21 protein-coding genes, 1 tRNA gene and 1 other annotated feature are annotated in these 21,754 nt (G+C 61.1%); of the genes, 11 read left to right on the forward strand and 11 right to left on the reverse strand.

Going from position 1 to position 21,754, the window contains the following annotated elements; translation table 11 throughout:
• Positions 1-50: 50 nt before the first annotated feature.
• Genes dinB through ACHEXL_RS09855 form a run of 3 tightly spaced genes read left to right on the forward strand, consistent with a single transcriptional unit; the run spans position 51 to position 3,168 of the window.
• Entirely contained in the window at positions 51-1,298 is a 1,248-nt protein-coding gene (gene dinB, locus ACHEXL_RS09845; protein WP_416561337.1) for a DNA polymerase IV, read from the forward strand.
• Positions 1,264-2,106 carry an enoyl-CoA hydratase-related protein gene (locus tag ACHEXL_RS09850; RefSeq protein ID WP_416559179.1) on the forward strand — a complete coding sequence of 281 codons (843 nt, stop codon included), beginning with the start codon at positions 1,264-1,266 and terminating at the stop codon, positions 2,104-2,106. Before dinB ends, ACHEXL_RS09850 begins: the two co-directional genes overlap by 35 nt.
• A 9-nt stretch (positions 2,107-2,115) precedes the next feature.
• A complete protein-coding gene (locus ACHEXL_RS09855; protein WP_416559181.1) occupies positions 2,116-3,168 on the forward strand; it encodes a histone deacetylase family protein in 1,053 nt (350 codons plus the stop codon).
• 61 nt (positions 3,169-3,229) lie between these two features.
• Here ACHEXL_RS09855 and ACHEXL_RS09860 read toward each other — a convergent pair whose 3' ends face one another.
• From ACHEXL_RS09860 to yaaA, 4 genes are all read right to left on the reverse strand, one after another.
• Complete coding sequence (locus ACHEXL_RS09860; RefSeq protein ID WP_416559183.1) at positions 3,230-5,227, reverse strand: AAA domain-containing protein; 1,998 nt, start codon at positions 5,225-5,227, stop codon at positions 3,230-3,232.
• 72 nt (positions 5,228-5,299) lie between these two features.
• On the reverse strand, positions 5,300-5,728 hold the full coding sequence (locus ACHEXL_RS09865) for a PACE efflux transporter (RefSeq protein ID WP_416559185.1): 429 nt from the start codon (positions 5,726-5,728) through the stop codon (positions 5,300-5,302).
• 23 nt (positions 5,729-5,751) lie between these two features.
• Entirely contained in the window at positions 5,752-6,597 is an 846-nt protein-coding gene (queF, locus tag ACHEXL_RS09870) for an NADPH-dependent 7-cyano-7-deazaguanine reductase QueF (protein WP_416559187.1), read from the reverse strand.
• Entirely contained in the window at positions 6,594-7,370 is a 777-nt protein-coding gene (yaaA, locus tag ACHEXL_RS09875) for a peroxide stress protein YaaA (protein ID WP_416559189.1), read from the reverse strand. The genes queF and yaaA overlap by 4 nt, the downstream gene beginning before the upstream one ends.
• On the opposite strand from yaaA, the gene ACHEXL_RS09880 reads away from it, so the two are divergent.
• The 3 genes from ACHEXL_RS09880 (at position 7,369) to ACHEXL_RS09890 (ending at position 10,334) form a co-directional block, all read left to right on the forward strand.
• Positions 7,369-8,064: a pseudouridine synthase gene (locus ACHEXL_RS09880; protein ID WP_416559191.1), complete on the forward strand. Its 696-nt coding sequence runs from the start codon at positions 7,369-7,371 to the stop codon at positions 8,062-8,064. The genes yaaA and ACHEXL_RS09880 overlap by 2 nt on opposite strands.
• A 146-nt stretch (positions 8,065-8,210) precedes the next feature.
• Positions 8,211-9,332: an NADH:flavin oxidoreductase/NADH oxidase gene (locus ACHEXL_RS09885; protein WP_416559193.1), complete on the forward strand. Its 1,122-nt coding sequence runs from the start codon at positions 8,211-8,213 to the stop codon at positions 9,330-9,332.
• A 30-nt stretch (positions 9,333-9,362) separates the two neighbouring features.
• Positions 9,363-10,334 (forward strand): Bug family tripartite tricarboxylate transporter substrate binding protein, encoded by a 972-nt coding sequence (locus ACHEXL_RS09890; RefSeq protein ID WP_416559195.1) that lies wholly within the window; start codon positions 9,363-9,365, stop codon positions 10,332-10,334.
• Positions 10,335-10,406: 72 nt separating this feature from the next.
• On the opposite strand, the gene ACHEXL_RS09895 is transcribed toward ACHEXL_RS09890, so the two are convergent.
• The 3 genes from ACHEXL_RS09895 to ACHEXL_RS09905 all read right to left on the reverse strand — a co-directional run bounded on the left by ACHEXL_RS09895 (position 10,407) and on the right by ACHEXL_RS09905 (position 12,888).
• Positions 10,407-10,997 carry a DUF3501 family protein gene (locus tag ACHEXL_RS09895; RefSeq protein ID WP_416559197.1) on the reverse strand — a complete coding sequence of 197 codons (591 nt, stop codon included), beginning with the start codon at positions 10,995-10,997 and terminating at the stop codon, positions 10,407-10,409.
• Positions 10,998-11,008: 11 nt separating this feature from the next.
• Complete coding sequence (locus ACHEXL_RS09900) at positions 11,009-12,358, reverse strand: (Fe-S)-binding protein (RefSeq protein WP_108426922.1); 1,350 nt, start codon at positions 12,356-12,358, stop codon at positions 11,009-11,011.
• A 107-nt stretch (positions 12,359-12,465) separates the two neighbouring features.
• Positions 12,466-12,888 carry a rubrerythrin family protein gene (locus tag ACHEXL_RS09905; protein WP_108426923.1) on the reverse strand — a complete coding sequence of 141 codons (423 nt, stop codon included), beginning with the start codon at positions 12,886-12,888 and terminating at the stop codon, positions 12,466-12,468.
• 328 nt (positions 12,889-13,216) lie between these two features.
• Here ACHEXL_RS09905 and ACHEXL_RS09910 point away from each other — a divergent pair, with 328 nt between their 5' ends.
• Complete coding sequence (locus tag ACHEXL_RS09910) at positions 13,217-16,222, forward strand: valine--tRNA ligase (protein WP_416559199.1); 3,006 nt, start codon at positions 13,217-13,219, stop codon at positions 16,220-16,222.
• 25 nt (positions 16,223-16,247) lie between these two features.
• A complete protein-coding gene (gene galU, locus ACHEXL_RS09915; RefSeq protein ID WP_416559201.1) occupies positions 16,248-17,132 on the forward strand; it encodes a UTP--glucose-1-phosphate uridylyltransferase GalU in 885 nt (294 codons plus the stop codon).
• 61 nt (positions 17,133-17,193) lie between these two features.
• Here galU and ACHEXL_RS09920 read toward each other — a convergent pair whose 3' ends face one another.
• Genes ACHEXL_RS09920 through cysM form a run of 3 tightly spaced genes read right to left on the reverse strand, consistent with a single transcriptional unit; the run spans position 17,194 to position 18,892 of the window.
• Entirely contained in the window at positions 17,194-17,421 is a 228-nt protein-coding gene (locus ACHEXL_RS09920) for a sulfurtransferase TusA family protein (RefSeq protein ID WP_416561338.1), read from the reverse strand.
• Entirely contained in the window at positions 17,421-17,978 is a 558-nt protein-coding gene (locus ACHEXL_RS09925; protein WP_416559203.1) for an NUDIX hydrolase, read from the reverse strand. The genes ACHEXL_RS09920 and ACHEXL_RS09925 overlap by 1 nt, the downstream gene beginning before the upstream one ends.
• Before the next feature lie 11 nt (positions 17,979-17,989).
• A complete protein-coding gene (cysM, locus tag ACHEXL_RS09930) occupies positions 17,990-18,892 on the reverse strand; it encodes a cysteine synthase CysM (protein ID WP_416559205.1) in 903 nt (300 codons plus the stop codon).
• A 38-nt stretch (positions 18,893-18,930) separates the two neighbouring features.
• Between cysM and ACHEXL_RS09935 the strand changes: the two genes are divergently transcribed.
• Positions 18,931-19,015 (forward strand) — tRNA-Leu (locus tag ACHEXL_RS09935).
• 383 nt (positions 19,016-19,398) lie between these two features.
• Here the strand turns inward: ACHEXL_RS09935 and ACHEXL_RS09940 are convergent.
• A protein-coding gene (locus tag ACHEXL_RS09940) for an IS3 family transposase (protein ID WP_416558777.1) occupies positions 19,399-20,636 on the reverse strand; the annotation gives its coding sequence in 2 pieces (ribosomal slippage) (positions 19,399-20,345 and positions 20,345-20,636; 1,239 coding nt in all).
• Positions 20,239-20,355, reverse strand: a sequence feature (AL1L pseudoknot). (Overlaps the previous gene by 117 nt.)
• Before the next feature lie 101 nt (positions 20,637-20,737).
• Here ACHEXL_RS09940 and ACHEXL_RS09945 point away from each other — a divergent pair.
• Both ACHEXL_RS09945 and ACHEXL_RS09950 read left to right on the forward strand, forming a co-directional pair.
• Positions 20,738-21,484 (forward strand): hypothetical protein, encoded by a 747-nt coding sequence (locus ACHEXL_RS09945; RefSeq protein ID WP_416559207.1) that lies wholly within the window; start codon positions 20,738-20,740, stop codon positions 21,482-21,484.
• A gap of 11 nt (positions 21,485-21,495) precedes the next feature.
• On the forward strand, positions 21,496-21,723 hold the full coding sequence (locus ACHEXL_RS09950; RefSeq protein WP_416559209.1) for an HGGxSTG domain-containing protein: 228 nt from the start codon (positions 21,496-21,498) through the stop codon (positions 21,721-21,723).
• Positions 21,724-21,754 lie beyond the last annotated feature (31 nt).

Here is a 21,754-nt window from a genome sequence, read left to right on the forward strand (position 1 = left end):
CTGAAGCCGTTCCCCCCACCGCGCTGACCCGCCGCATCGCCCACCTCGATATGGACGCGTTTTACGCGTCCTGCGAGCTGCTGCGCTACCCTCAGCTCAAGGGCTTGCCCGTGGTCATTGGCGGCGGCCGCCGCAAGGAAGACGACTTGCTGGGCAAGCTGCAGGCGGCCTACCCCGATGGCGAGTGGACCGAAGAAACCTTTGCCGAGCGGCTGGACCGGATTCCGGTGGACTTTTTCCCGCGCATTGAAGGCTACACCGGGCGCGGCGTGATCACCACCGCCACCTATACGGCCAGGCAGTTTGGCATCGGCTCGGCCATGGGGCTGATGAAGGCGGCCAAGCTCTGCCCGCAAGCCATCCTGCTGCCCGTGGACTTTGACCGTTACCGGCATTACTCGCGCACCTTCAAAAGCATCATCACCGACATCGCCCCCGTCATGCAGGACCGGGGCGTGGACGAGGTCTACATCGACTTCACCGAGGTGCCCGGCGGCCAGCGCGAAGGCGGGCGCGTGCTGGCCCGGCTGATTCAGAAAAGCATTTTTGACGCGACGGGCCTGACCTGCTCGATTGGCGTGGCGCCCAACAAGCTGATCGCCAAGATGGCCAGCGAGTTCAACAAACCCAACGGCATCTCCATCGTGCACGAGGCCGATCTGCAAACCCTGATCTGGCCGCTGGCCTGCCGCAAGATCAACGGCGTGGGCCCCAAGGCCGATGAAAAGCTCAAGGGCTTTGGCATCCACACCATCGGCGATCTGGCCGCACGCGAGCTGCCTTGGCTGGTGGATAACTTTGGCAAAAGCTACGGCGCCTGGCTGCACGAGGCCGCCTGGGGCCGCGACGACCGCCCGGTCGAGACCGAGAGCGAACCCGTCAGCATGAGCCGCGAAACCACGTTTGAGCGCGACCTGCACGCTGTGCGCGACCGCGAAGAACTCGGGGCCGTTTTCACCCGGCTCTGCGAACAGGTAGCGGCCGATTTGCAGCGCAAAGGCTACGAAGGCAAAACCATCGGCATCAAGCTGCGCTATGACAACTTCCAGGCCGTGACGCGGGACCAAAGTCTGACGGAATACACGGCCGACGCCAAACGCATCCGGCAGGTGGCGGGCCAATGCCTCAAACGCGTGGACCTGTCACGCCGCCTGCGACTGCTGGGCGTGCGGGTGGGCTCACTGGTCAAGGCCGGGACAGTGCCCGCACCGGGGGCCTCTTACAGTGAAGCCATTGCCAACCCACCCCCCCAAGTGAATGACCATGGACAAACTCAACTGCTTTTCTTTGACGACTGAAGGCCACATTGCCCACCTGGTGATGAACCGCCCCGAGGCAATGAACACCATGCACCCGACCTTCTGGCGCGAGCTGCACGAGGTGCTGACCGACATCCACAAAGCAGGCACCGCCCGGGCGCTGGTGATCTCCAGTACGGGCAAACACTTCAGCGCGGGCATGGACCTGCAAACCTTTGGCAGCGCCATCCAGATGGACGACACCAGCGCCGAAGGCCGCTCGGCGGTGTACGACCTCCTGACCGACATGCAGCACACCTTCACCCTGCTAGAAGAACTGCGCATCCCGGTGATCGCAGCCATCCACGGCGGCTGCATTGGCGGCGCAGTGGACATGGTCACCGCCTGCTGCATGCGCTACGCCTCGGCCGATGCGTTCTTCTGCATCCAGGAAATCAACATCGGCATGGTGGCCGACGTGGGCACGCTGCAGCGCCTGCCCAAGCTGCTGCCCATGGCGCTGGTCAAAGAACTGGCCTACACAGGCAGGCGCCTGAGTGCCGACAAAGCGCTGGCCCACGGCCTGGTCAACGACGTGCTGCCCACCCACGAAGCCGCCGTGGCCGCCGCCCTGCAAGCGGCTAAAGAGATTGCCAGCAAACCACCCGTGGCCATCTGGGGCACCAAGCAAGTGCTGCACTACGCCCGCGACCACAGCACCGAAGACAGCCTGCGCCACATGGGCTGGCTGCAAGGCGCGATCTGGAGCAACGCCAATGTGCGCGAGGCCATCAGCGCGTTTCAGCAAAAACGCGAAGCCAACTTCGCGCCTTTGCCTGCGCTCAAGGGGTTTCGGGAATTTGGTTGAACATCCCCTATGAAAATCTTCCACAACACCCACCACGCCCAACACGCAGGCCGCCAGGAAATGTTCCGAGGCCGTCTGGTCGATTGCCACGAAGTGCCACAGCGCTTAGAGCATGTGCTCGATGAACTGTCGCGGCGCCCTGTCGGCACGTTGCTGCAGCCCGCAGCCGACCTGCCGCTGGATGCGGCCTTGCGCCGAGTGCACAGCGCCGACTATCTGGATTTTTTGGCCCATGCCTGGCGCGACTGGGCGGCGATGGACCCGGCCAATGCGGCGGTAGACGCCCTGCCCTCGGTCTGGCCGTTGGCGTCAAAGCACGGCTTTCGCACCGATGTGCCGCCGCACAACTTTGCGGCGCGGATGGGGCAATACGCTTTTGACTCTGGCACGCCCTTGATGGCGGGCAGCTGGGCCGCCGCTCGCGAAGGCGCGGCCTGTGCACTGGCGGCTGCGCAGGCGGTGCTGGCGGGCGAGCGCTTTGCCTTGGCCCTGACCCGCCCACCGGGCCACCATGCGGGCCCCAACTACATGGGCGGTTATTGCTTCATCAACAACGCCGCCGTGGCCGCGCAAGCCCTGCGTGACGGCGGGCTGCAGCGTGTGGCCGTGCTCGATGTGGACTACCACCACGGCAATGGCACACAAACCATCTTTTATGAGCGCAGCGATGTGTTCACCGCATCCATCCACGGCGATCCGCGCACCGAATACCCGTTCTTTTTAGGCCATGCGGACGAGCGCGGCGCGGGAGCTGGCGAGGGCTTCAACCTGAACCTGCCGCTGCCACGCGGCACCGGGTTTGAAGTTTGGTGGGCCGCGCTGCAAACCGCCATGCAGGCGGTGAGCGAGTTTGCACCGCAAGCGCTGGTGGTGCCGCTGGGGCTAGATACGTTTGAGGGCGACCCGATCTCGGGCTTCAAGTTGCGCAGTGCGGATTATTTGCAGCTAGGGCGAGCCATTGCGCAGTTGGGCTTGCCGACGGTGCTGACCTTTGAAGGCGGGTATGCGGCGGCAGAGGTTGGGGTGAACACCGTGAATGTATTAGAAGGTTTGCGCAGTTGACGAGCCCAAGCCGTTCAAGAAAAAATCGCGTGCCCTCATCGCTGCGATGGCCATCACCGATTCAGTTCTGTTTGGCCATCGCACCCGCCGTGCGGTAGCCCCCCACGCCCTTGACATAAGCCAGTAACTCCCCAAAAAACGGATGCCTGCAAAGCGTGGACGAGTCACCCACCAGCAGCAGCTTGCGCCGTGCGCGGGTCATACCCACGTTCATGCGGCGGATGTCAGACAGGAAGCCGATCTCGCCTTGGGGGTTGCTGCGTGTCAAGGTGATGGCAATGATGTCGCGCTCTTGGCCCTGAAACGAATCGACGGTGCCCACGCTGAGCCTGCGTTGCAGCAGCAAGTCGTTCAGCACAGCGCTGTCTTCGATGGCGTCTTTTAAATAGTTGATTTGGGCGCGGTATGGCGCAATCACGCCGATGGTCAGCGGGCGCTGGTCTGGGTCGGTGGGTTCGCCGGGTTCCGACAGTTGGGCCAGCAGCTGCGCCAGGCGCTCCAGCAGCAAGTGGGCTTCTTCGGGGTTGGCGGTTGAACGGCTCTCAGGAATGGCCAGTTCTTGATAAGCGCAGCCTGCCGTGTCGATGAATTCCACGGGCAGGTCGGGCGCAAAACGCGGAGCATTGAAGCGCGGGTCGTAAGCGGCTAGGTCAGCGTCGCGCACGCTGGGGTGCGGCACCAGTTGGCCGCCATAAAACTTCTCGGAGCTGAAGCCCATGATGTGCGCGTGCATGCGGTATTGCACCTTCAGCATGCGGGCCGTGTCCGGTTGGCGCTGGATGCACTTTTCAAACAGGGTTTCGCGCAGGCCTTCGCGGGCGGCTTTTTCGCTTTTCACGGTGGGCGGCAGCTGGTGGTGGTCGCCCGCCAAAACCAGTCGCTGGCCCTTGGTAATGGGAATCCAGCAACCCGGCTCCAGGGCCTGGGCCGCTTCGTCGATGAAGACAGTCTCAAAGCCCAGGTGGCGAATGGTGCGGTGGCTGGCGCCCACCAGCGTGCAGGTGATGACCTGCACCGATTCGAGCACGTCCTCGGTCATGAAGCGCTCCAAATCGTCGGCGGCTTGGCGCAACGTGCGGGCTTCTTCGCGCAGCCACTGACGGCGCTGTCGTTCTTCAAAGCCAAAGTTACGCACGCGTTCCCTAGCGGTCTCGCGATGCTGCTCGGCGGTTTGGCGCATCGCGTGCATCTTGGCGTAGCTGGCGTGGGCCATCACCCCGGCATCCAGCGTGTGCTTCAACAATAGGTCTGACACGCGGCTGGGGTTGCCCAAGCGAATCACATTCACACCGCGCTCGGCCAGCTTTTCGGTCAGCAGGTCCACGGCGGTATTCGAGGGGGCGCACACCAGCACGCGCCGCTCGCGCCGAATGGTTTCCAAAATGGCTTGCACCAGCGTGGTGGTTTTGCCGGTGCCGGGCGGGCCGTGGATGATGGCCACGTCTTGCGCCGTGACCACATGGCGCACCGCCGCCAGCTGCGAGTCGTTGAGCGCACTGGGGTAATACAGGTCGTCGGCTTGGGGCTCGCGAAAGCGGGCGGGCTGTACGCCCAGCAGCACGTCGCGCAGTTCGGCCAAGCGGTTGCCGTGTGCGGCCATGACCGCGCTCAGGGCCTGGTTCATCTCGCGGTAGCTGACCTCGTCAAAGGTCAGGTCAACACCCAGCGTGCTGCCGTCCAGCACCCAGTCGGGCAGCGCTTCTTTGGTGGTGGCCAGCAACAGCTTGTTGCGACGCACGCGGGTCACCACGCCACTCACCACGGGCCGATCAGGCCCCGAATAGCCGGGCGCACTGCTGAACAGCGCCGCAGCCGCCCCCACCTGAAACAAATGCAGGTCTTGCCGATGCGCCGGGCGCTCCAACTCCAGCAGCACCTTGCCGCCAAAACCAATCTCTTCCTGGGTGATGGTGACGGGGTACCAGGTCAGGCCACGCCGACGCCGCTCTTTGATGCTGGCACTGGCGTTTTTGAGCTTGAACTGCGCCTGGTCTTCCTGTTGCTCCAGCTGCATGAGCGCACGCACATGGCGTAACTCGTCTTGAACAGAAAGATGCACGGTGGAGGTGAAGTCTTGATAGGCCAAAAGAGATGGGAATGGGAGGGGACAGGGACTCAACCGCTGTCGGTATCAATCGCCCGCCTGGGCAGAAGCGGGCAATCCGAAGACCCGGTCGAAGCACCAGGTGAACGCGATGGCATAGAAGAAAAAGAAGGCCAGCAAGCCCAGGTTGGCCACCAAGGCAGCGGTGAGCGAAATGTCGAGCCACAGCGACATGACAGGCAAAAGAATGATCACCAAACCGCCTTCAAAACCGGCCCCGTGGGCCAGCCGTCTGACAAAAGAGCGGCCACGCACGGATTGGCGCGACTCCCAGCGCTCAAAGAGCCAGTTGAAGACGTAGTTCCACGTCAGTGCAATGCTCGACAACACGACCGCCAGGCCCAAGGTGGAGGCGGGCGACTTGTCAAAGGCCAGGCTCAACACGGGACCGACCACGGCGATGGCAATGGCCTCGTACAAAAGGGCCTGGAGCACGCGGCGGGTGGTGGGGGTCATCCTGGGAATCGCGGGGAATGCGTTCACTGCCGCGCCGTGCGCACATTGGCTGGCAATGCGCCCGGTGCGCTGGTGCGCCAGGGGTTGATGTCCAGCCCGCCGCGCCGGGTGTAGCGGGCGTACACCGTGAGCTTGGTGGGTTTGCAGCGTGTCCAGATGTCCATGAAGATGCGCTCGACGCATTGCTCATGGAACTCGTTGTGGTTTCTAAAGCTCACGATGTATTGCAGCAGCCCCGCCTGGTCGATCTGCGGGCCGCTGTAGCTGATCTGCACGCTGCCCCAGTCGGGCTGGCCTGTCACCAAACAATTGCTTTTGAGCAGGTGACTGACGAGGGTTTCACTGACAGGCTGCTCGTCTTGGTTGGCCGTGAGCAAGTCGGGCGCAGGCTGGTAGCGGCTGCATTCGATGTCCATGCGGTCCAGGTTCAGGCCGTCCAGCTCGTGCACGGGCTCGGCGTCAAATTGCTCCTGCAGCAGCAGCTTCACGCCCACGCTGGCTTGCACCGCGCCGCCGTGCCAGATGGCCGCGCTGATGTCGCGGCGGATCATGTCGCGCACCACATCGGCGCTCTCCAGCCGCGTGTTGTTGAAGCTGTTCAGGTACAGCTTGAAGGACTTGCTCTCCACAATGTGTGTGCTTTCAGCGGGCACCGTGATGTGCGCCAGCGCCACTTGCGGCTTGCCTTTGGGGTTGAGCCAGGACAGTTCGAACGCGGTCCACAGGTCGGCCCCAAAAAACACGGGCTGCCCGGTGACGCCGATCTCGGCCCGCTTGGTGGCGCGGGGGATGGGAAACAGCAGGCTCGCGTCGTACTGGTCCGCATAGGCGCTGGACTTGCCCAGCTGGGATTGTTCGGGGGTGTTCATGCTTGCACTTTTCTGCGAAAGACCAATCGGTCCGGCTCGGACACGGCCGGGTCGTAGGCATAGCCTTCCAGGTCAAAGCCCAGCAAGCCTTCGGGGTGGCTGATGCGGTTTTGAATCGCATACCGCGCCATCAAGCCACGCGCCCGCTTGGCGTTGAAGCTGATGATCTTGTATTTGCCGCCCTTGAAGTCCTCAAACACGCACTCGATCACCCGGGCTTTGAGGGTTTTGAGGTCCACCGACTTGAAGTATTCCTGCGAAGCCAGGTTCACGATGACCGGGGTTTTGTCCTTGGCCAGCTGCGCGTTCAGGTACTCGGCAATCTGCGGCCCCCAAAACTTGTAGAGGTTGCTGCCCTTGTCGGTCTGCAGCGTGGTGCCCATCTCCAGGCGGTAGGGTTGCATCCAGTCCAGCGGGCGCAGCACGCCGTACAAACCACTCAAAATGCCTACATGGGCCTGCGCCCAATCCAGGTCTTGCGGCGACAGTGTCTTGGCGTCCAGGCCCTCGTACACATCGCCATTGAAGGCCAGCACGGCCTGCTTGGAATTTTTGGCGGTGAACTTCGGGCTCCAGGCTTCGTAGCGGGCCACGTTCAGCGCCGACAGCGCGTCCGACAAGTCCATCAACTCGGCGATTTGCTGGGGCGACTTCTGGCGCAGCACCTCGATCAGGGCCTGCGATTGCGGCACGAACTGCGGCAGCGTGTGCGGCACGGCGTTGGCGGGGGTTTCGTAGTCCAGAGATTTGGCGGGTGACAATAAGAACAACATGCTCAACATCCTTTACCTGGACGATTATCTTGCAGCCGTGACCAAGCCGCCCGGCCTGCTGGTGCATCGCACCGGTTTGGACGCGGGTGAAACCCGGTTTGCCCTGCAAATGCTGCGCGACCAACTCGGCCGCCCGGTCTGGCCCGCGCACCGCCTGGACAAAGGCACCAGCGGCGTGCTGCTGTTTGCGCTAAACCCAGAAACCGCCCGCCTGCTGGGCCAGGCCTTTGAAGGCGGCGATGGCCTGCAAAAAACCTACCGCGCTGTGGTGCGTGGCTGGCCCCAGGCTGAAGACCTGATCGACCACCCTTTAAAGCGCATGCCCGACGACATGCGCACCGAGCGCCTGGAAGTGCAGCCCGCCCAAAGCCGCTTTGCCACCTTGCGCCGCTTCGAGCTGCCCCTGCCCCAGCAGGGCTTTGCCAGTACCCGCTGCGCCGAAGTGGCCCTGCAGCCCCTCACAGGCCGCCGCCACCAGTTGCGCCGCCACATGAAGCACATCGCCCACCCCATCATCGGCGACGCGACGCACGGCAAAGGGCCGCTCAACCGGGCGGTGGCGGGTTTGCTTGGGCTGCAGCGCTTGTGGCTGCATGCAGAAAGTCTGGAACTGCCCCACCCGGTGAGCGGGGAGTTGCTGCGTTTGGTGTCGCCGCTGCCCGAGGAATGGTCCCGATGGGGCGTTTTTTCTTGAAAAAAGCCCACACTGCCTCAGGGCCTGTTGTCGCACAGCGGATAAGGCCGCATCCAAGCCTTGCCTAAGATCGCGCCCTGTTTGACCCGTTTGGCCAATTCGGCCTGTTGGGCTCCCCGCCTTGGTCCTGACCCTTTCGACACCCCATGAGCCTGCTTTTCACGCCTTTCACCTTCAACGCCCCCTCCGGCCCGCTCACCTTGCCCAACCGCATCGTGGTCGCGCCCATGTGCCAGTACTCGGCCGACCACGGCCAGGCCACCGACTGGCACCTGACGCACTGGACCAACATGCTCAACAGCGGCGCGGGCCTGTTCACCATCGAGGCCACCGCCGTGTCGGCCGTGGGCCGCATCAGCCCCGGGTGTCTGGGCCTGTGGGACGACGCCACCCAAGCGGCGCTGGCCGACAAACTGCACCGTGCCCGCCGCCTGGCCCCCGCCATGCCCGTGTGCATCCAGATCAGCCACGCAGGCCGCAAGGCCTCGAGCGCCGCGCCTTGGGATGGCGGCATGCTGATCGCTCCACAAGACGGCGGCTGGCAGCCTGTGGCGCCCAGCGCCCTGCCCCACCTGCCGCAAGAAGCCGCGCCCACCGCACTGAGCTTGGCCGACATCTCGCAAATCAAGGCCGACTTTGTGAACACAGCCCGGCGCAGCCACGAACTGGGCGTCGAGGCGGTGGAGCTGCACGCCGCGCACGGCTATTTGCTGCACCAGTTTTTGTCGCCCCTTTCCAACCAGCGCACCGACGCGTATGGCGGCTCGTTTGAAAACCGCATCCGCTTTCCGCTGGAGGTGTTCAAAGCCGTGCGCGAGGCCTTTGGCGGCACACTGGGCATGCGCATCTCGGGCACAGACTGGGTCGATGGCGGCTGGACGGTGGAAGAAACCGCGCAGCTGTCCGCTCTGCTCAAGCAAGCCGGGGCGCAGTTTGTGCACATCTCGTCGGGCGGCGTCTCGCCCCTGCAAAAAATTGCCATTGGCCCCGAGTACCAGGTGCACCTGGCCAAAGCGGTCAAAGAAGCATCGGCCCTGACCACCATCGCGGTGGGCCTGATCACCGAGCCCGCCCAGGCCGAGGCCGTGCTGCAGCGCGGCGACGCTGACCTGGTGGCGCTGGCGCGCTCTTTCCTGTACAAGCCGCGCTGGGGCTGGGAAGCCGCTGTGGCCTTGGGCGGCACGGTCGACTCGCAACACCAGTACTGGCGCAGCTTGCCCCGCGAAGCCAAAAACATTTTCAACAACGCCCAAATTGGCATGCGCTGATTTCCACCCCCTCAAAAAAGAAAGAGACATATGAACACTCGCCGTCAATTTTCCAAACTGCTGGCCGTGGCCAGCTTGTGCGCCCCCATGGCCTTGATGGCCCAGGCCTTCCCCAGCAAACCCATCACCCTGGTCGTGCCCGTGCCGCCAGGCGGCTTGGTCGACACTTCGGCCCGCCTGATCTCCGAGCCGCTGGGCCGCCTGATCGGCCAGTCCATCGTGGTGGAAAACAAGGGCGGTGCCAGCGGCAACCTGGCTTATCAACAAGTGGCCCGCGCGCCCAAAGACGGCCACACTTTGTTGGTGTCTTACTCGGGCTACCACGTCGCCAACCCGATCCTGATGAGCAAACTGCCGTGGGAACTGAAAGACCTGACGCCCGTGGGCCTGATCACCGTGGCCACCAACGTGGTGGCGGTGCACCCCTCGGTGCCAGTGAACAACATGAAGGAGTTCATTGCTTACGCCAAACAAAACCCCGGCAAGCTGAACTACGCCTCGCAAGGCAACGGCTCGGTCTCGCACATCGGCACCGAAATCTTCAAGCAGCAAACCGGTGTGAACCTGGTGCATGTGCCTTACAAAGGCTCCGGACAGGCCATTGCTGACGTGCTGGGCGGCCAGGTGCAGGTCTTCATGACAACACCACCCTCCGTGATGCAACACATCCAGGGCGGCAAGCTCAAAGCGCTGGCCGTCACTGGTAAAAAACGCCACGCCGGTATGCCACAGGTGCCCACCATGGCGGAGGCCGGCTACCCCAACTTTGACCTCGAATCCTGGGTGGCCCTGTACGCCCCAGCGGGCACGCCTGCTGCGGCTGTGAACCAGTTGGCCGATGCTGTGAAACGGAGCCTGGACCTGCCCGAGAGCAAGCAACGCGCTGATGCAGCAGGCATCGAAGTGCGCTTTGTGGCCCCGGCCGACATGACCAAAATCCTGGACCGCGACATCGCCGACTGGACCCAAGCCATCAAGGCGGCCAACATCAAGCTGGACTGAGCGCCAGACATCAAAAATCCGGAGCAGGCCATGGGGCCTGCTCCGGCTTTTTTGTTGGCGGATCGGTGCGGCTTATTTCAGATCACCTGCCAAGCTGGCCAAGGTATCGGCAGCGATTTCGATGTGCGAGGGGTAGTGCGTGTGGTCGCAGCCGAGCTTGACACCCGCACCCGCTTTCACAGCAGCGCACATGACAGGCGTCAGCTCAAAACGCACAAAGTGCACGGCCGATGTTTTTTCATCGGTCTCGCGGTCCAAGTCTTCGTCGGCAATGGCGTACACCCGGCCATGGCCTTCGACCTCGACAAACATGCGATCTTCCACGCCGATCAGTTTGGCCAACTCGCGCTTGCGCTCGTTGATGTCGACGTACTCGATCATCATGGTCGCTTTCCAGTTGCTGCCGTCCGGCACCAGCGGGGCGTAGGCCTCGATCTCTTGCAGGATGCCTTCTTCTTCGAAGACTTTTTCGATGCGCAGCATCTCCTGAATCTGATAGCGGATGGTGGTCTCGCTCTCGAACTGCATGTTGATGTGCTCACCCAGCTGCACGCTGCGCAGTTTGCGGTGGGCGATCACCTCGGGCTTGTGGACCTTGCGCCACTTGGTGTAGGCCTCCAAAGACATCAGGGTCTCGGGCGTGATTTTTCCGGTCAGTTGCATGGCAGTGTTCCTTATTTGAGACCGTAGGCTTTGCGCACCAGGGTCAAGGGGTGGTTCAGTTCGGGCGCGCCCAGGCCATTGACCTCAAAGCCCTGAGCAATGTGGTGGCCGCCCAGCGGGCAGTCGGAGCTGATGAAGTCTGGCTTGGAGCCATCCTTCATGGTGGCCATGGCCTTGAACACCGGTTTGCCGATCTTCATCGCCATCTCGTGTGAGCCTTTTTTCACACCGTAGGTGCCGGCATGGCCCGAGCAGCGCTCGATGGTGTTGATCTCGGTGTCCGGGATCATCTTGAGCATTTCTTCGGTTTTGCGGCCGATGTTCTGCACCCGGCCATGGCAAGGGATCTGGTAGCTCACATTGCCCAGCTTTTGCGGGAATTCGGTCTTGAGCAAGCCATCGCGCTTGCGGGCCATGAAGTACTCAAACGGGTCCCACATCGCGTCCTTGACCAGCTGGGTGTCGGCGCAATCCGGGAACATCAGCGGGATTTCCTGCTTGAACATCAAGGCGCAACTGGGCACGGCCGCCATGATGGCGAAGCCGTCCTTGGCGTACTTGGCCAGCACCGGAATGTTGGCTTCCTTGGACGCCTTGACCGAGTCCAGATCACCCAGCTCCAGCTTGGGCATGCCGCAGCACTTTTCTTTCTCGACCAGCACGTACGGGATCTCGTTGTGGTCCAGGATTTTGAGCAAATCGTGGCCAATGCCGGGCTCGTTGTAGTTGATGTAGCAAGTCGAATAGATGGCGACCTTGCCGGGCGTCTTTTCGCCATCCACCACTTTGGACGCCTTGGCATCCGGGGCGCTGGAACGGAACTTTTTGGTGGCCAGCGAAGGCAGCCAGGCGTTCTTGTCCACGCCCGCCACGCTTTCCATCACGCTGCGGGCCGCTTCGGTCTTGTTGATGGCGTTGACCGCCTGCACCACGATCGGGATGCCTGCAAACGAGCCATGCGTGTCGGTCGAGGCCAAAAACTTTTCGGCCGCGCCCACTTCACCCTTCTTGAACTTGATGGCCTTGGCCCGCAGCATGGTGTGCGGGAAGTCCAGATTCCACTCGTGCGGCGGTGTGTAGGGGCACTTGGTCATGTAGCACAGGTCACACATGAAGCACTGGTCCACCACTTTCCAGTAGTCTTTTTTGTCGACGCCGTCGACTTCCATGGTGCTGCTTTCGTCCACCAGGTCGAACAAGGTGGGGAAAGAATTGCACAGGCTCACACAGCGGCGGCAACCGTGGCAGATGTCAAAAATGCGCTCGAGCTCATCGAAGCACTTTTCTTCGTTGTAGAAGTCAGGGTTCTCCCATCCGAGGGCATGTCGTGTGGGGGCTTCGAGGTTGCCTTCTTTGGCCATGTTGTGCTCCTTTGGGATTTTTTTAGGGTTTTTCTGAAGACTCTATAGCCGAGCCCTGAGAAAAACCCGCTGCACCTTGCGGGGCAGCGGGTGACGTCATGGGGGAATCAATCCACCAATTCGTTCAGGGCCTTCTGGTAACGGTTGGCGTGCGAACGCTCAGCCTTGGCCAGGGTCTCGAACCAGTCGGCGATTTCGTCAAAACCTTCTTCGCGTGCGGTCTTGGCCATGCCGGGGTACATGTCGGTGTACTCGTGGGTTTCACCCGCCACAGCCGAAGCCAGGTTCTGGCGTGTGGAGCCAATGGGCAGACCGGTTGCGGGGTCGCCGGATTGCTCCAGGAACTCCAGGTGACCATGGGCGTGACCTGTTTCACCTTCTGCGGTGGAACGGAACAGGGCTGCCACGTCGTTCTGACCTTCAACGTCAGCTTTGTTCGCGAAGTACAAATAGCGACGGTTGGCCTGGGATTCGCCTGCGAAAGCGTCCTTCAGGCATTGCTCCGTGCGCGAGCCTTTGAGTGCTGCCATGGATATCTCCTTGTGGGTTTTGTTGAATGGCTCTGGCAGGATCGCCAGAGACGGTAAAGGTTAACTCTGCACTGTCCAGTCTGCCCAATAGATTGATCCAATAGCTCCGATTAGCCAGCGCTATTGACTAAGGTGATGGATAAACATCAACAAAGCACCAGGCCCGCCAAAGCTCGTCTGTTGTACGAGTGCGCTCCATGAGAACGACGTGGCCTGACGGTTCGCGGATAGGACCTGAATGTGCTGGGTAAAATCAGATTTTTGGGACCGCACACGGTCCTGCATGGCATCTTCTGAGCTGCCGTTTTCTTTTGGAAAAAACCCCGCCATGAGCAACGCCCCCGCCACCCCGGTCCACCAGCCCGGGCTTGAGAGCCTGTCCAAATCGTTCGAACCTGCTGCCCTCGAAGCGCACTGGGGCCCCGAGTGGGAAAAGCGTGGCTATGGCGTTGCCGGCTTCCGTGGCACACGAGCGCCTAAGGAAGGCGCTCCGGCTTTTGCCATCCAGTTGCCCCCGCCCAACGTGACCGGCACATTGCACATGGGCCACGCGTTCAACCAGACCATCATGGACTCGCTGACCCGCTACCACCGCATGCTGGGCCACAACACCGCCTGGATTCCCGGCACCGACCATGCGGGCATTGCCACGCAAATCGTGGTCGAGCGCCAGCTGCAGGCCCAAGGCATCAGTCGCCACGACATGGGCCCCACGCCTGCCGAAGCACGCAAGAACTTTGTGAGCAAAGTCTGGGAATGGAAAGAAGAGTCGGGCAGCACCATCACCCGCCAGATGCGCCGCATGGGCGACAGCGTGGACTGGAGCCGCGAGTACTTCACGATGGACCCCAAGCTGTCCAAAACCGTGACCGAAACCTTTGTGCAGCTGTACGAGCAAGGCCTGATTTACCGTGGCAAGCGCTTGGTGAACTGGGACCCGGTGCTGCAAAGCGCGGTATCCGATCTGGAGGTGGAAAGCGCCGAAGAAGACGGCTCAATGTGGCACATCCGCTATGACTTGGCCGATGGAAGCGGCAGCTTGACCGTCGCCACCACCCGCCCCGAAACCTTGCTGGGTGACGTGGCCGTGATGGTGCATCCCGAAGACGAGCGCTACAGACACCTGATTGGCAAGCAAGTCAACCTGCCCCTGTGCGGCCGCACCATTCCCGTGATCGCCGACGAGTACGTGGACAAGGACTTTGGCACGGGCGTGGTCAAGGTCACCCCGGCGCACGACACCAACGACTACCAGGTCGGCCAGCGCCACAAGCTGGACATGATCTGCGTGCTGAACCTGGACGCGACGATCAACGCCAACGCGCCTGAGAAATACCGGGGCCTGGACCGCTTTGTGGCCCGCAAAGCCGTGGTGGCCGACCTCGAAGCCGCTGGCGCTTTGGTCGAGGTCAAAAAACACAAGCTCATGGTGCCCCGCTGCGCTCGCACCGGCCAAGTGATCGAGCCCATGCTGACCGACCAATGGTTTGTGGCGATGAACCAAGTCGCCCAAGGCGACGCCACCGGCAAGAGCATTGCTCAAAAAGCCATCGATGCGGTGCAGTCCGGCCAGGTGAGCTTTGTGCCCGAGAACTGGGTCAACACCTACAACCAGTGGATGAACAACATCCAGGACTGGTGCATCTCGCGCCAGCTGTGGTGGGGACACCAGATTCCCGCTTGGTACGACGAAGACGGCAACGTCTATGTGGCACGCAACGAAGCCGAAGCGCAGGCCAAGGCCCCCGGCAAAACGCTCAAGCGCGATGAAGACGTGCTGGACACTTGGTACTCCAGCGCACTGGTCCCCTTCTCAACCATGGGCTGGCCCAACGCCGCAGCTGGCGAGCGTGCCGGGCTCGGACGCAGCGACATTGCGAGCGAAGCGAGTGGGAGCAAGGCCGAGTCCGACACGCTCGCCAGCGGAACCAACGCCAACAACAGCCCAAGCGACTACGACCTCTACCTCCCCAGCAGCGTCCTGGTCACCGGCTACGACATCATCTTCTTCTGGGTCGCCCGGATGATCATGATGACCACCCACTTCACCGGCAAAGTCCCCTTCAAACACGTCTACATCCACGGCCTGGTGCTCGACGCCCAAGGCAAGAAGATGAGCAAATCCGAAGGCAACGTGCTCGACCCGGTCGACCTGATCGACGGCATCACGCTCGAACCCCTGCTAGAAAAACGCACCCAAGGCCTGCGCAAGCCCGAGACCGCGCCCAAGGTGCGCAAGCAGACCGAAAAAGAATTCCCTGAAGGCATCCCGGCCTACGGCGCGGACGCACTGCGCTTCACCTTTGCGGCACTGGCCAGCCTGGGCCGCAGCATCAACTTTGACAGCAAGCGCTGCGAGGGCTACCGCAACTTCTGCAACAAGTTGTGGAACGCCACCCGCTTTGTACTGATGAACTGCGAAGGCCAAGACTGCGGCCTGAAAGAACACACCAAAGCCGAATGCGAAGTGGGCGGCCCGGTGCACGGCTACCTGGCCTTCAGCCAGGCCGACCGCTGGATCAGCTCACAACTGCAGCGCGTGGAAGCCGACGTGGCTAAAGGCTTTGCCGAATACCGCCTCGACAACGTGGCCAACACGATCTATGACTTTGTGTGGAATGAGTTCTGCGACTGGTACCTGGAAATCGCCAAGGTGCAGATCAACACCGGAGACGACGCGCAAAAACGCGCAACGCGCCGCACCCTGATCCGCACACTCGAAACCATCATGCGCCTGGCGCACCCCATCATCCCCTTCATCACCGAAGAGCTTTGGCAAAAGGTGTCGGTGGTCGCAGGCCGTCCGGGCGACTCGGTCAGCATCGCGGCTTATCCCGTGAGCCAGCCCGAGCGCATCGACGAAGCCGCCGAGGCCCATGTGGCCAAACTCAAGACCCTGGTGGACGCCTGCCGGAACCTGCGCGGCGAGATGAACGTCTCGCCCGCCACCCGCATGCCCATGTATGTGCTGGGCGACACCGCCTTCATGCAAAGCGTGGCACCCGTGCTGCAGTCACTCGCCAAACTGAGCGAAGTCAAGGTGTTTGACACCGAGGCCGAATGGATCGCTGCCGCACAAGCGGCTCCCGTAGCCGTGGTGGGCGAAGCGCGTTTGTGCCTGTTCATTGAAGTGGATGTGGCTGCCGAAAAAATTCGCCTGACCAAAGAAGCCGCGCGTCTGGAAGGCGAAATCACCAAGGCCAACGCCAAACTGGGCAACGAGGCCTTTGTGGCCAAGGCACCGCCAGCGGTGCTGGACGAAACCAGAAAGCGCGTCGCCGACTTCGGGGCTACGCTCGATAAAATTCGTCAACAACTGCAGCGCTTGGGCTGATCGCCTGCGCACCAAGGACGCCACCATGAGCCACAACGTTATCCGCAAAGCCGTGTTCCCGGTGGCCGGCTTGGGCACACGCTTTTTGCCTGCCACCAAAGCCGCGCCCAAAGAAATGCTGCCGGTGGTCGACAAACCCTTGATCCAGTATGCGGTAGAGGAAGCTTACAGCGCGGGCGTGCGCCACATGATTTTCGTCACAGGCCGCAGCAAACGGGCCATCGAAGACCATTTCGACACCGCTTACGAACTTGAAAACGAACTTGAAGCCGCGCACAAGGACGAACTGCTGGCCTTGGTACGTTCCGTCCAGCCCGACGACATGGTCTGCGCCTACGTTCGCCAGCACCGCTCGCTGGGCTTGGGCCATGCGGTGTTGTGCGCCGAAGCCATGGTAGGTAACGAGCCCTTCGCCGTGCTGCTGGCCGATGACCTGATGGTGGGTTTGCACGGCGGCCCTTCGGTGCTGAGCCAAATGGTGGCCGCGCATGCGCAGCAGGGCCGCTCGATCTTGGCCGTGCAGGAGGTGCCTCTCGAACACGTCAAACGCTACGGTATTGTGGCAGGCGAGCCCGCAGGCAAACAACTGATCCGCGTTGAAAAAATCGTGGAAAAGCCCAACCCAGACATTGCCCCCTCGCGCATGGGCGTAGCAGGCCGCTACATCCTGACGCCGGGCATCTTCGAGGAAATTCGCAACCAACCTACCGGCGTAGGCGGCGAAATCCAGCTGACCGATGCAATCGCCCGACTGATGCAGCGCGAAGCCGTTTACGCATTTCAGTACCAAGGCAAGCGCTATGACTGCGGTAGCAAGGAAGGTTTTCTGGAAGCCACGGTGGAGCTGGCCATGCAACACCCGCAAGTGGGCGCATCGTTCCGCGACTACCTCAAAAGCTTGAGCCTCTGATCCGACAAGGGCGCATACCCTGAGGACAAGCTCGTCATCGCGAGCGCAGTGACAAATTGGATCAGCGCCGCTTGAGGCCGAACACAAAATGGGTTTCGGTCTTCTCTTGCATGACCAGCTCGTGGCCGGTCTGCCGGGCAAAGGCCTCAAAATCGCGGGCCGCACCCGGATCGGTCGCGATCACCTTGAGCACCTGACCGCTGCTCATGTCGTTCAGGGCTTTCTTCGCCTTCAAAATGGGCAGGGGGCAATTCAAGCCGCTGGTATCGATTTCCTTGTCGATCTGCATCATGTGTCCTGATTCTGTTCCTGGCTTTGCGCGGCACGCTCTTCCCATGTCATGAACTTCGGCTCGATACCGATGGTGCGCAACCAGTCGCCCAAGGCATAACCGGTGCCTGCTGGCCAGCAGATCAAATCATTGAAGTCAAACATCTTGTACTCGGCTAACTCGGGCGACAGACGCACTTCGCCTTCGGCCACCGCATGGTAGGCAATGATCACCTGGTTCATGCGCTGGAAGTCGTACACACCGATCAACTTGAGCGCCGACACCTTCAAGTTCGTTTCCTCGGCGATCTCGCGTTTGATGCCGTCCTCGGGTGTCTCGCCCGCTTCCATGAAGCCGGTGATCAGCGCAAAACGCCGCCCAGGCCATGCGGCATTGCGGGCCAGCAAAATCTGGTCCCCCACCTGCACGATGCCCGCCAGCACCGGAGTCGGGTTGTTCCAATGCGTGAAGTCACAGGCCGTGCAACGCAGGCGCATGGTCTCTCCCCCGTCCTCCATTTGCGACAGCCAAGCCAGGGGACTGGCGCACTGGGGGCAAAAACGGTATTCAGCCATGAAAACTCCGGTCAGGCGGGAAAAACGCCAGTGGACAAATAACGGTCACCGCGATCACACACGATGAACACGATGGTCGCGTCTTGCGCCGTCTTGGCCACCTGCTGGGCCACCCAGCAAGCACCCGCAGCGGAAATGCCGGCAAAAATGCCTTCGGTGCGGGCCATCTGGCGGCAAGTTTCCTCGGCGTCGCTCTGGCTCACATATATCAGCTCATCCACCTGACTGGGGTCATAAATTTTGGGCAGGTATTCCTGGGGCCACTTTCGGATGCCCGGAATGCGCGAGCCCTCGCTGGGCTGGGCACCGATGATGCGGATGGCCGGGTTTTTTTCTTTCAAAAACCGCGACACACCCGTGATGGTGCCGGTGGTGCCCATGGCACTGACAAAGTGGGTGACCTTGCCACCGGTTTGTTCCCAAATTTCGGGGCCAGTGGTTTCGTAATGGATGCGTGGGTTGTCGGCATTGGCAAACTGGTCCAGGATGCGGCCCTTGCCCTGTGCTGCCATGTTGTCAGCCAGATCGCGGGCGTATTCCATGCCGCCGCTTTTGGGTGTGAGGATCAGCTCGGCACCAAAGGCTTTCATGGTCTGGGCACGTTCAATCGACAGGTCCTCGGGCATGATCAAGACCATGCGGTAGCCCTTGATGGCCGCAGCCATCGCCAGCGCAATACCGGTGTTGCCGGACGTCGCCTCGATCAAGGTATCGCCCGGCTTGATTTCGCCCCGCTCTTCGGCCCGGCGGATCATCGACAAGGCAGGTCGGTCCTTCACCGAACCTGCCGGGTTGTTGCCCTCCAGCTTACCCAAGATCACGTTGCCACGCGCGGCCATGTCGGCAGCACCCAAACGCTGCAAAGCCACCAAAGGTGTTTTGCCAATCGCATCTTCAATGGTTGGATAAATCATCCCAATAATGTGCCATAATTCGGTTCTTCACAAATACCGCCCGGGTGGTGAAATTGGTAGACTCAGGGGACTCAAAATCCCCCGCCGCAAGGCGTGCCGGTTCGAGTCCGGCCCCGGGCACCATCAGCGGAAACCCAGCAACCATGCGGTTTTCAAGCGAACTAAGGCCAACCTTCACCGGTTGGCCTTTTTTCTTGTCTGTGGCTCTTACAGACTCTTTACAGACTGCCACGACAAGTTTCGCCCTGATAGGCGCTGCGATTTGAATCACCGCTCAGTCAGCGCGTTGGCGCATGGCCGCCCGAACAATCCCCAAAAGATTCATCTACACTGGCAAATCATCCAGGATGCATGATGAGCATAGAACAATACGAAGACGCTTGGAACGAGCATGACCTCAATGGTGATTTCATCGACTGGAATCACTGGCTGAGAAAAATGAAGACCTTGAACTCAGAACAAGCGTGTCTACTGAATCGCCCCGGGTTTCGTGGAGGCCAGTTGGTTTAAGTTGAGACCTCGGTCTCGTGCTTCCCGGCTAGCTGCCGGTAGTAGTTCACCTCAGCTTCAGCCGGTGGAATATACCCAATCGAGCTCAGCAGTCGGTGGTGGTTGAACCAAGCCACCCATTCCAGGGTTGCCAGTTCCAGTGCCTCCTTGGTTTTCCAGGGTGCACGGCGGTGTATCAATTCGGCCTTGTACAGCCCATTGATCGTCTCGGCCAGCGCGTTGTCGTAGCTGTCGCCACGGCTGCCCACCGATGGCTCTATCCCAGCTTGGGCCAGGCGTTCGGTGTAGAGAATGGAAACATATTGAGACCCCCTGTCCGAGTGATGTATCAATGCATCTGAGCGTTCAGGTTGTCTGTCGAACAAGGCTTGCTCCAGGGCATCCAACACAAAGTCAGTACGCATCGAACTGCTCACCCGCCAGCCCACGATGCGCCGTGCAAACACGTCGATCACAAAGGCCACGTATTGCCAGCCCTGCCAGGTGCTGACATAGGTGAAGTCCGACACCCACAGTTGGTTTGGACGCTCTGCTTTGAACTGGCGATTGACCCGGTCCAGCGGGCATGGCGCGGCTTTGTCCGAGACGGTGGTTTGCACGACCTTGCCCCGGCGAACGCCGTGCAATCCCATGCGCTTCATGAGCCGCTCGACCGTGCAGCGCGCCACCTTGGTTCCTTCACGATTCATCTGGTGCCAGACCTTGTCTGCGCCGTAGACCTGCATATTGGCCTGCCAGACGGCTTGGATTTGCGGGATCAGGGCTTCATCGCGTTTGGTCCGGGCGCAAAGCAGCTCGGGCTTGCGTTGGCGGGCAGCATGGCACCTGTAGCCAGAAGGGGCGATTTGCAGCACGTTGCAAATCGGCTCGACCCCGTAGGCGTGACGGTTTTGATCAACAAAGTCCCTTAAGACTTGAGTCGGCGGTCGAGCTCCGCCTGGGCAAAAAAAGCGCTCGCCAGTTTGAGGATTTCGTTGGCTTTGCGCAGTTCCTTGACTTCGCGTTCGAGGTCTTTGATGCGGGCGCGCTCATCAGAGCTGACGCCATCGCGCATGCCTTCGTCAACCTCGTGCTGGCGAACCCAGTCGTTGAGGGTTTGCGGCACACACCCGATCTTGGGGGCAATGGACTCAATGGTGGCCCAAAGGGATGGGTACTCGCCACGGTGCTCGAGCACCATGCGGACAGCGCGTTCGCGCACTTCGGGTGAAAAACGGTTCGATTTCTTGCTCATGGCTCCATCTTCTCAAAGTGTGGAGCCTCCTCAAAACCCGGGGCGATTCACTGTGTAGGACAACGAAATTTCGGTGCACCTTCTTCACCTAGAGCCACTGCATGAAGCGCGCCAATGACACCCGCGAACGCACATGCTCGATCTGCGGCAACCCATGCGGCGGTGTCAGCCACATCGAGAGCGCGCAAGTATGCGGGCCCTGCGCTGAAGTTACTCGCGAAGGCCGCGACAACACCTCACGCTCGCTCAAGGCCAAACGTCGCCGCGATCAACTACATTGCGATTTATTGACTGGTCAACGAGAAGTTCATCTCAGTCCAGATGAGCAACAGTACACCTTGGTCAGCGGCTCATTGATGTCAGAAGACTTGGCTGCACTGGTACCACACGTCAAACTCGGCAGCGGTCATGAAGCCATCGATCAAAAGCACGGGGGACTGGTCAACACCTTGACCGAGCCCACCGTTGCCGCTCTGGAAGCCTCAAGCCATCGAACTGAACTGCTAACCCAAATGGGCACAGACATCGCAGCCATGGCCTTGGATGCGGCCGACACCATCAACGCTGGCAACAGCCTCGAAAAGATGTTGGCACACCAGATGGCTGGCCTCCATCAGGCGAGCATGAAAATGCTACACCGCGCCAATCTGATGCAAGACACCGATCATTCGGTCAAATATGTGAATGCGGCAATCAAGGCCAGCTCCGCTTACCAAGGGGCCATGGCTGTGCTTCATCGTGTGCGGGACGAAAAACGCCAACACATTCTGGTTCAACACGTCAACGTGGGTGCCGGGGGGCAGGCTGTCGTCGGCACGGTTAACTCAGGGGGAGGACAACCCTCATGAGAGGAAACCCCATGCAAGACCGCTGCGGCGCACATTGCCGCACAACTGGCAATCCATGCCTGAACTTCCCTATGCAAAACGGCCGGTGTCGAATGCATGGTGGTAAGAGCACTGGGCGGCCCCAAAAGCATGGCTTTTACACCCAGAATGACATTGTTGATCGCATGAAACTTAGTCAACTCATCCGAGAAGTCAATCAGCTTGCAAGTAGCCTCACCGAAGGACGTGGCCACATGTAGCCCGGGAAACGCTACACGCTGAAGCCCGACT

Origin of the sequence: Limnohabitans sp. YIMB22184, assembly GCF_048020265.1 — a bacterium.
Taxonomy (GTDB): domain Bacteria; phylum Pseudomonadota; class Gammaproteobacteria; order Burkholderiales; family Burkholderiaceae_C; genus Limnohabitans_A.

Excerpts from the sequence above, each read along its gene's own strand:
- dinB (WP_416561337.1), top strand. The coding sequence starts at position 51 with ATGGACGCGTTTTACGCGTCCTGCGAGCTGCTGCGCTACCCTCAGCTC.
- ACHEXL_RS09850 (WP_416559179.1), top strand. The coding sequence starts at position 1,264 with ATGGACAAACTCAACTGCTTTTCTTTGACGACTGAAGGCCACATTGCC.
- ACHEXL_RS09855 (WP_416559181.1), top strand. The coding sequence starts at position 2,116 with ATGAAAATCTTCCACAACACCCACCACGCCCAACACGCAGGCCGCCAG.
- ACHEXL_RS09865 (WP_416559185.1), bottom strand. The coding sequence starts at position 5,728 with ATGACCCCCACCACCCGCCGCGTGCTCCAGGCCCTTTTGTACGAGGCC.
- queF (WP_416559187.1), bottom strand. The coding sequence starts at position 6,597 with ATGAACACCCCCGAACAATCCCAGCTGGGCAAGTCCAGCGCCTATGCG.
- ACHEXL_RS09880 (WP_416559191.1), top strand. The coding sequence starts at position 7,369 with ATGCTCAACATCCTTTACCTGGACGATTATCTTGCAGCCGTGACCAAG.
- yaaA (WP_416559189.1), bottom strand. The coding sequence starts at position 7,370 with ATGTTGTTCTTATTGTCACCCGCCAAATCTCTGGACTACGAAACCCCC.
- ACHEXL_RS09885 (WP_416559193.1), top strand. The coding sequence starts at position 8,211 with ATGAGCCTGCTTTTCACGCCTTTCACCTTCAACGCCCCCTCCGGCCCG.
- ACHEXL_RS09890 (WP_416559195.1), top strand. The coding sequence starts at position 9,363 with ATGAACACTCGCCGTCAATTTTCCAAACTGCTGGCCGTGGCCAGCTTG.
- ACHEXL_RS09895 (WP_416559197.1), bottom strand. The coding sequence starts at position 10,997 with ATGCAACTGACCGGAAAAATCACGCCCGAGACCCTGATGTCTTTGGAG.
- ACHEXL_RS09900 (WP_108426922.1), bottom strand. The coding sequence starts at position 12,358 with ATGGCCAAAGAAGGCAACCTCGAAGCCCCCACACGACATGCCCTCGGA.
- ACHEXL_RS09905 (WP_108426923.1), bottom strand. The coding sequence starts at position 12,888 with ATGGCAGCACTCAAAGGCTCGCGCACGGAGCAATGCCTGAAGGACGCT.
- ACHEXL_RS09910 (WP_416559199.1), top strand. The coding sequence starts at position 13,217 with ATGAGCAACGCCCCCGCCACCCCGGTCCACCAGCCCGGGCTTGAGAGC.
- galU (WP_416559201.1), top strand. The coding sequence starts at position 16,248 with ATGAGCCACAACGTTATCCGCAAAGCCGTGTTCCCGGTGGCCGGCTTG.
- ACHEXL_RS09920 (WP_416561338.1), bottom strand. The coding sequence starts at position 17,421 with ATGCAGATCGACAAGGAAATCGATACCAGCGGCTTGAATTGCCCCCTG.
- ACHEXL_RS09925 (WP_416559203.1), bottom strand. The coding sequence starts at position 17,978 with ATGGCTGAATACCGTTTTTGCCCCCAGTGCGCCAGTCCCCTGGCTTGG.
- cysM (WP_416559205.1), bottom strand. The coding sequence starts at position 18,892 with ATGATTTATCCAACCATTGAAGATGCGATTGGCAAAACACCTTTGGTG.
- ACHEXL_RS09945 (WP_416559207.1), top strand. The coding sequence starts at position 20,738 with ATGAAGCGCGCCAATGACACCCGCGAACGCACATGCTCGATCTGCGGC.
- ACHEXL_RS09950 (WP_416559209.1), top strand. The coding sequence starts at position 21,496 with ATGCAAGACCGCTGCGGCGCACATTGCCGCACAACTGGCAATCCATGC.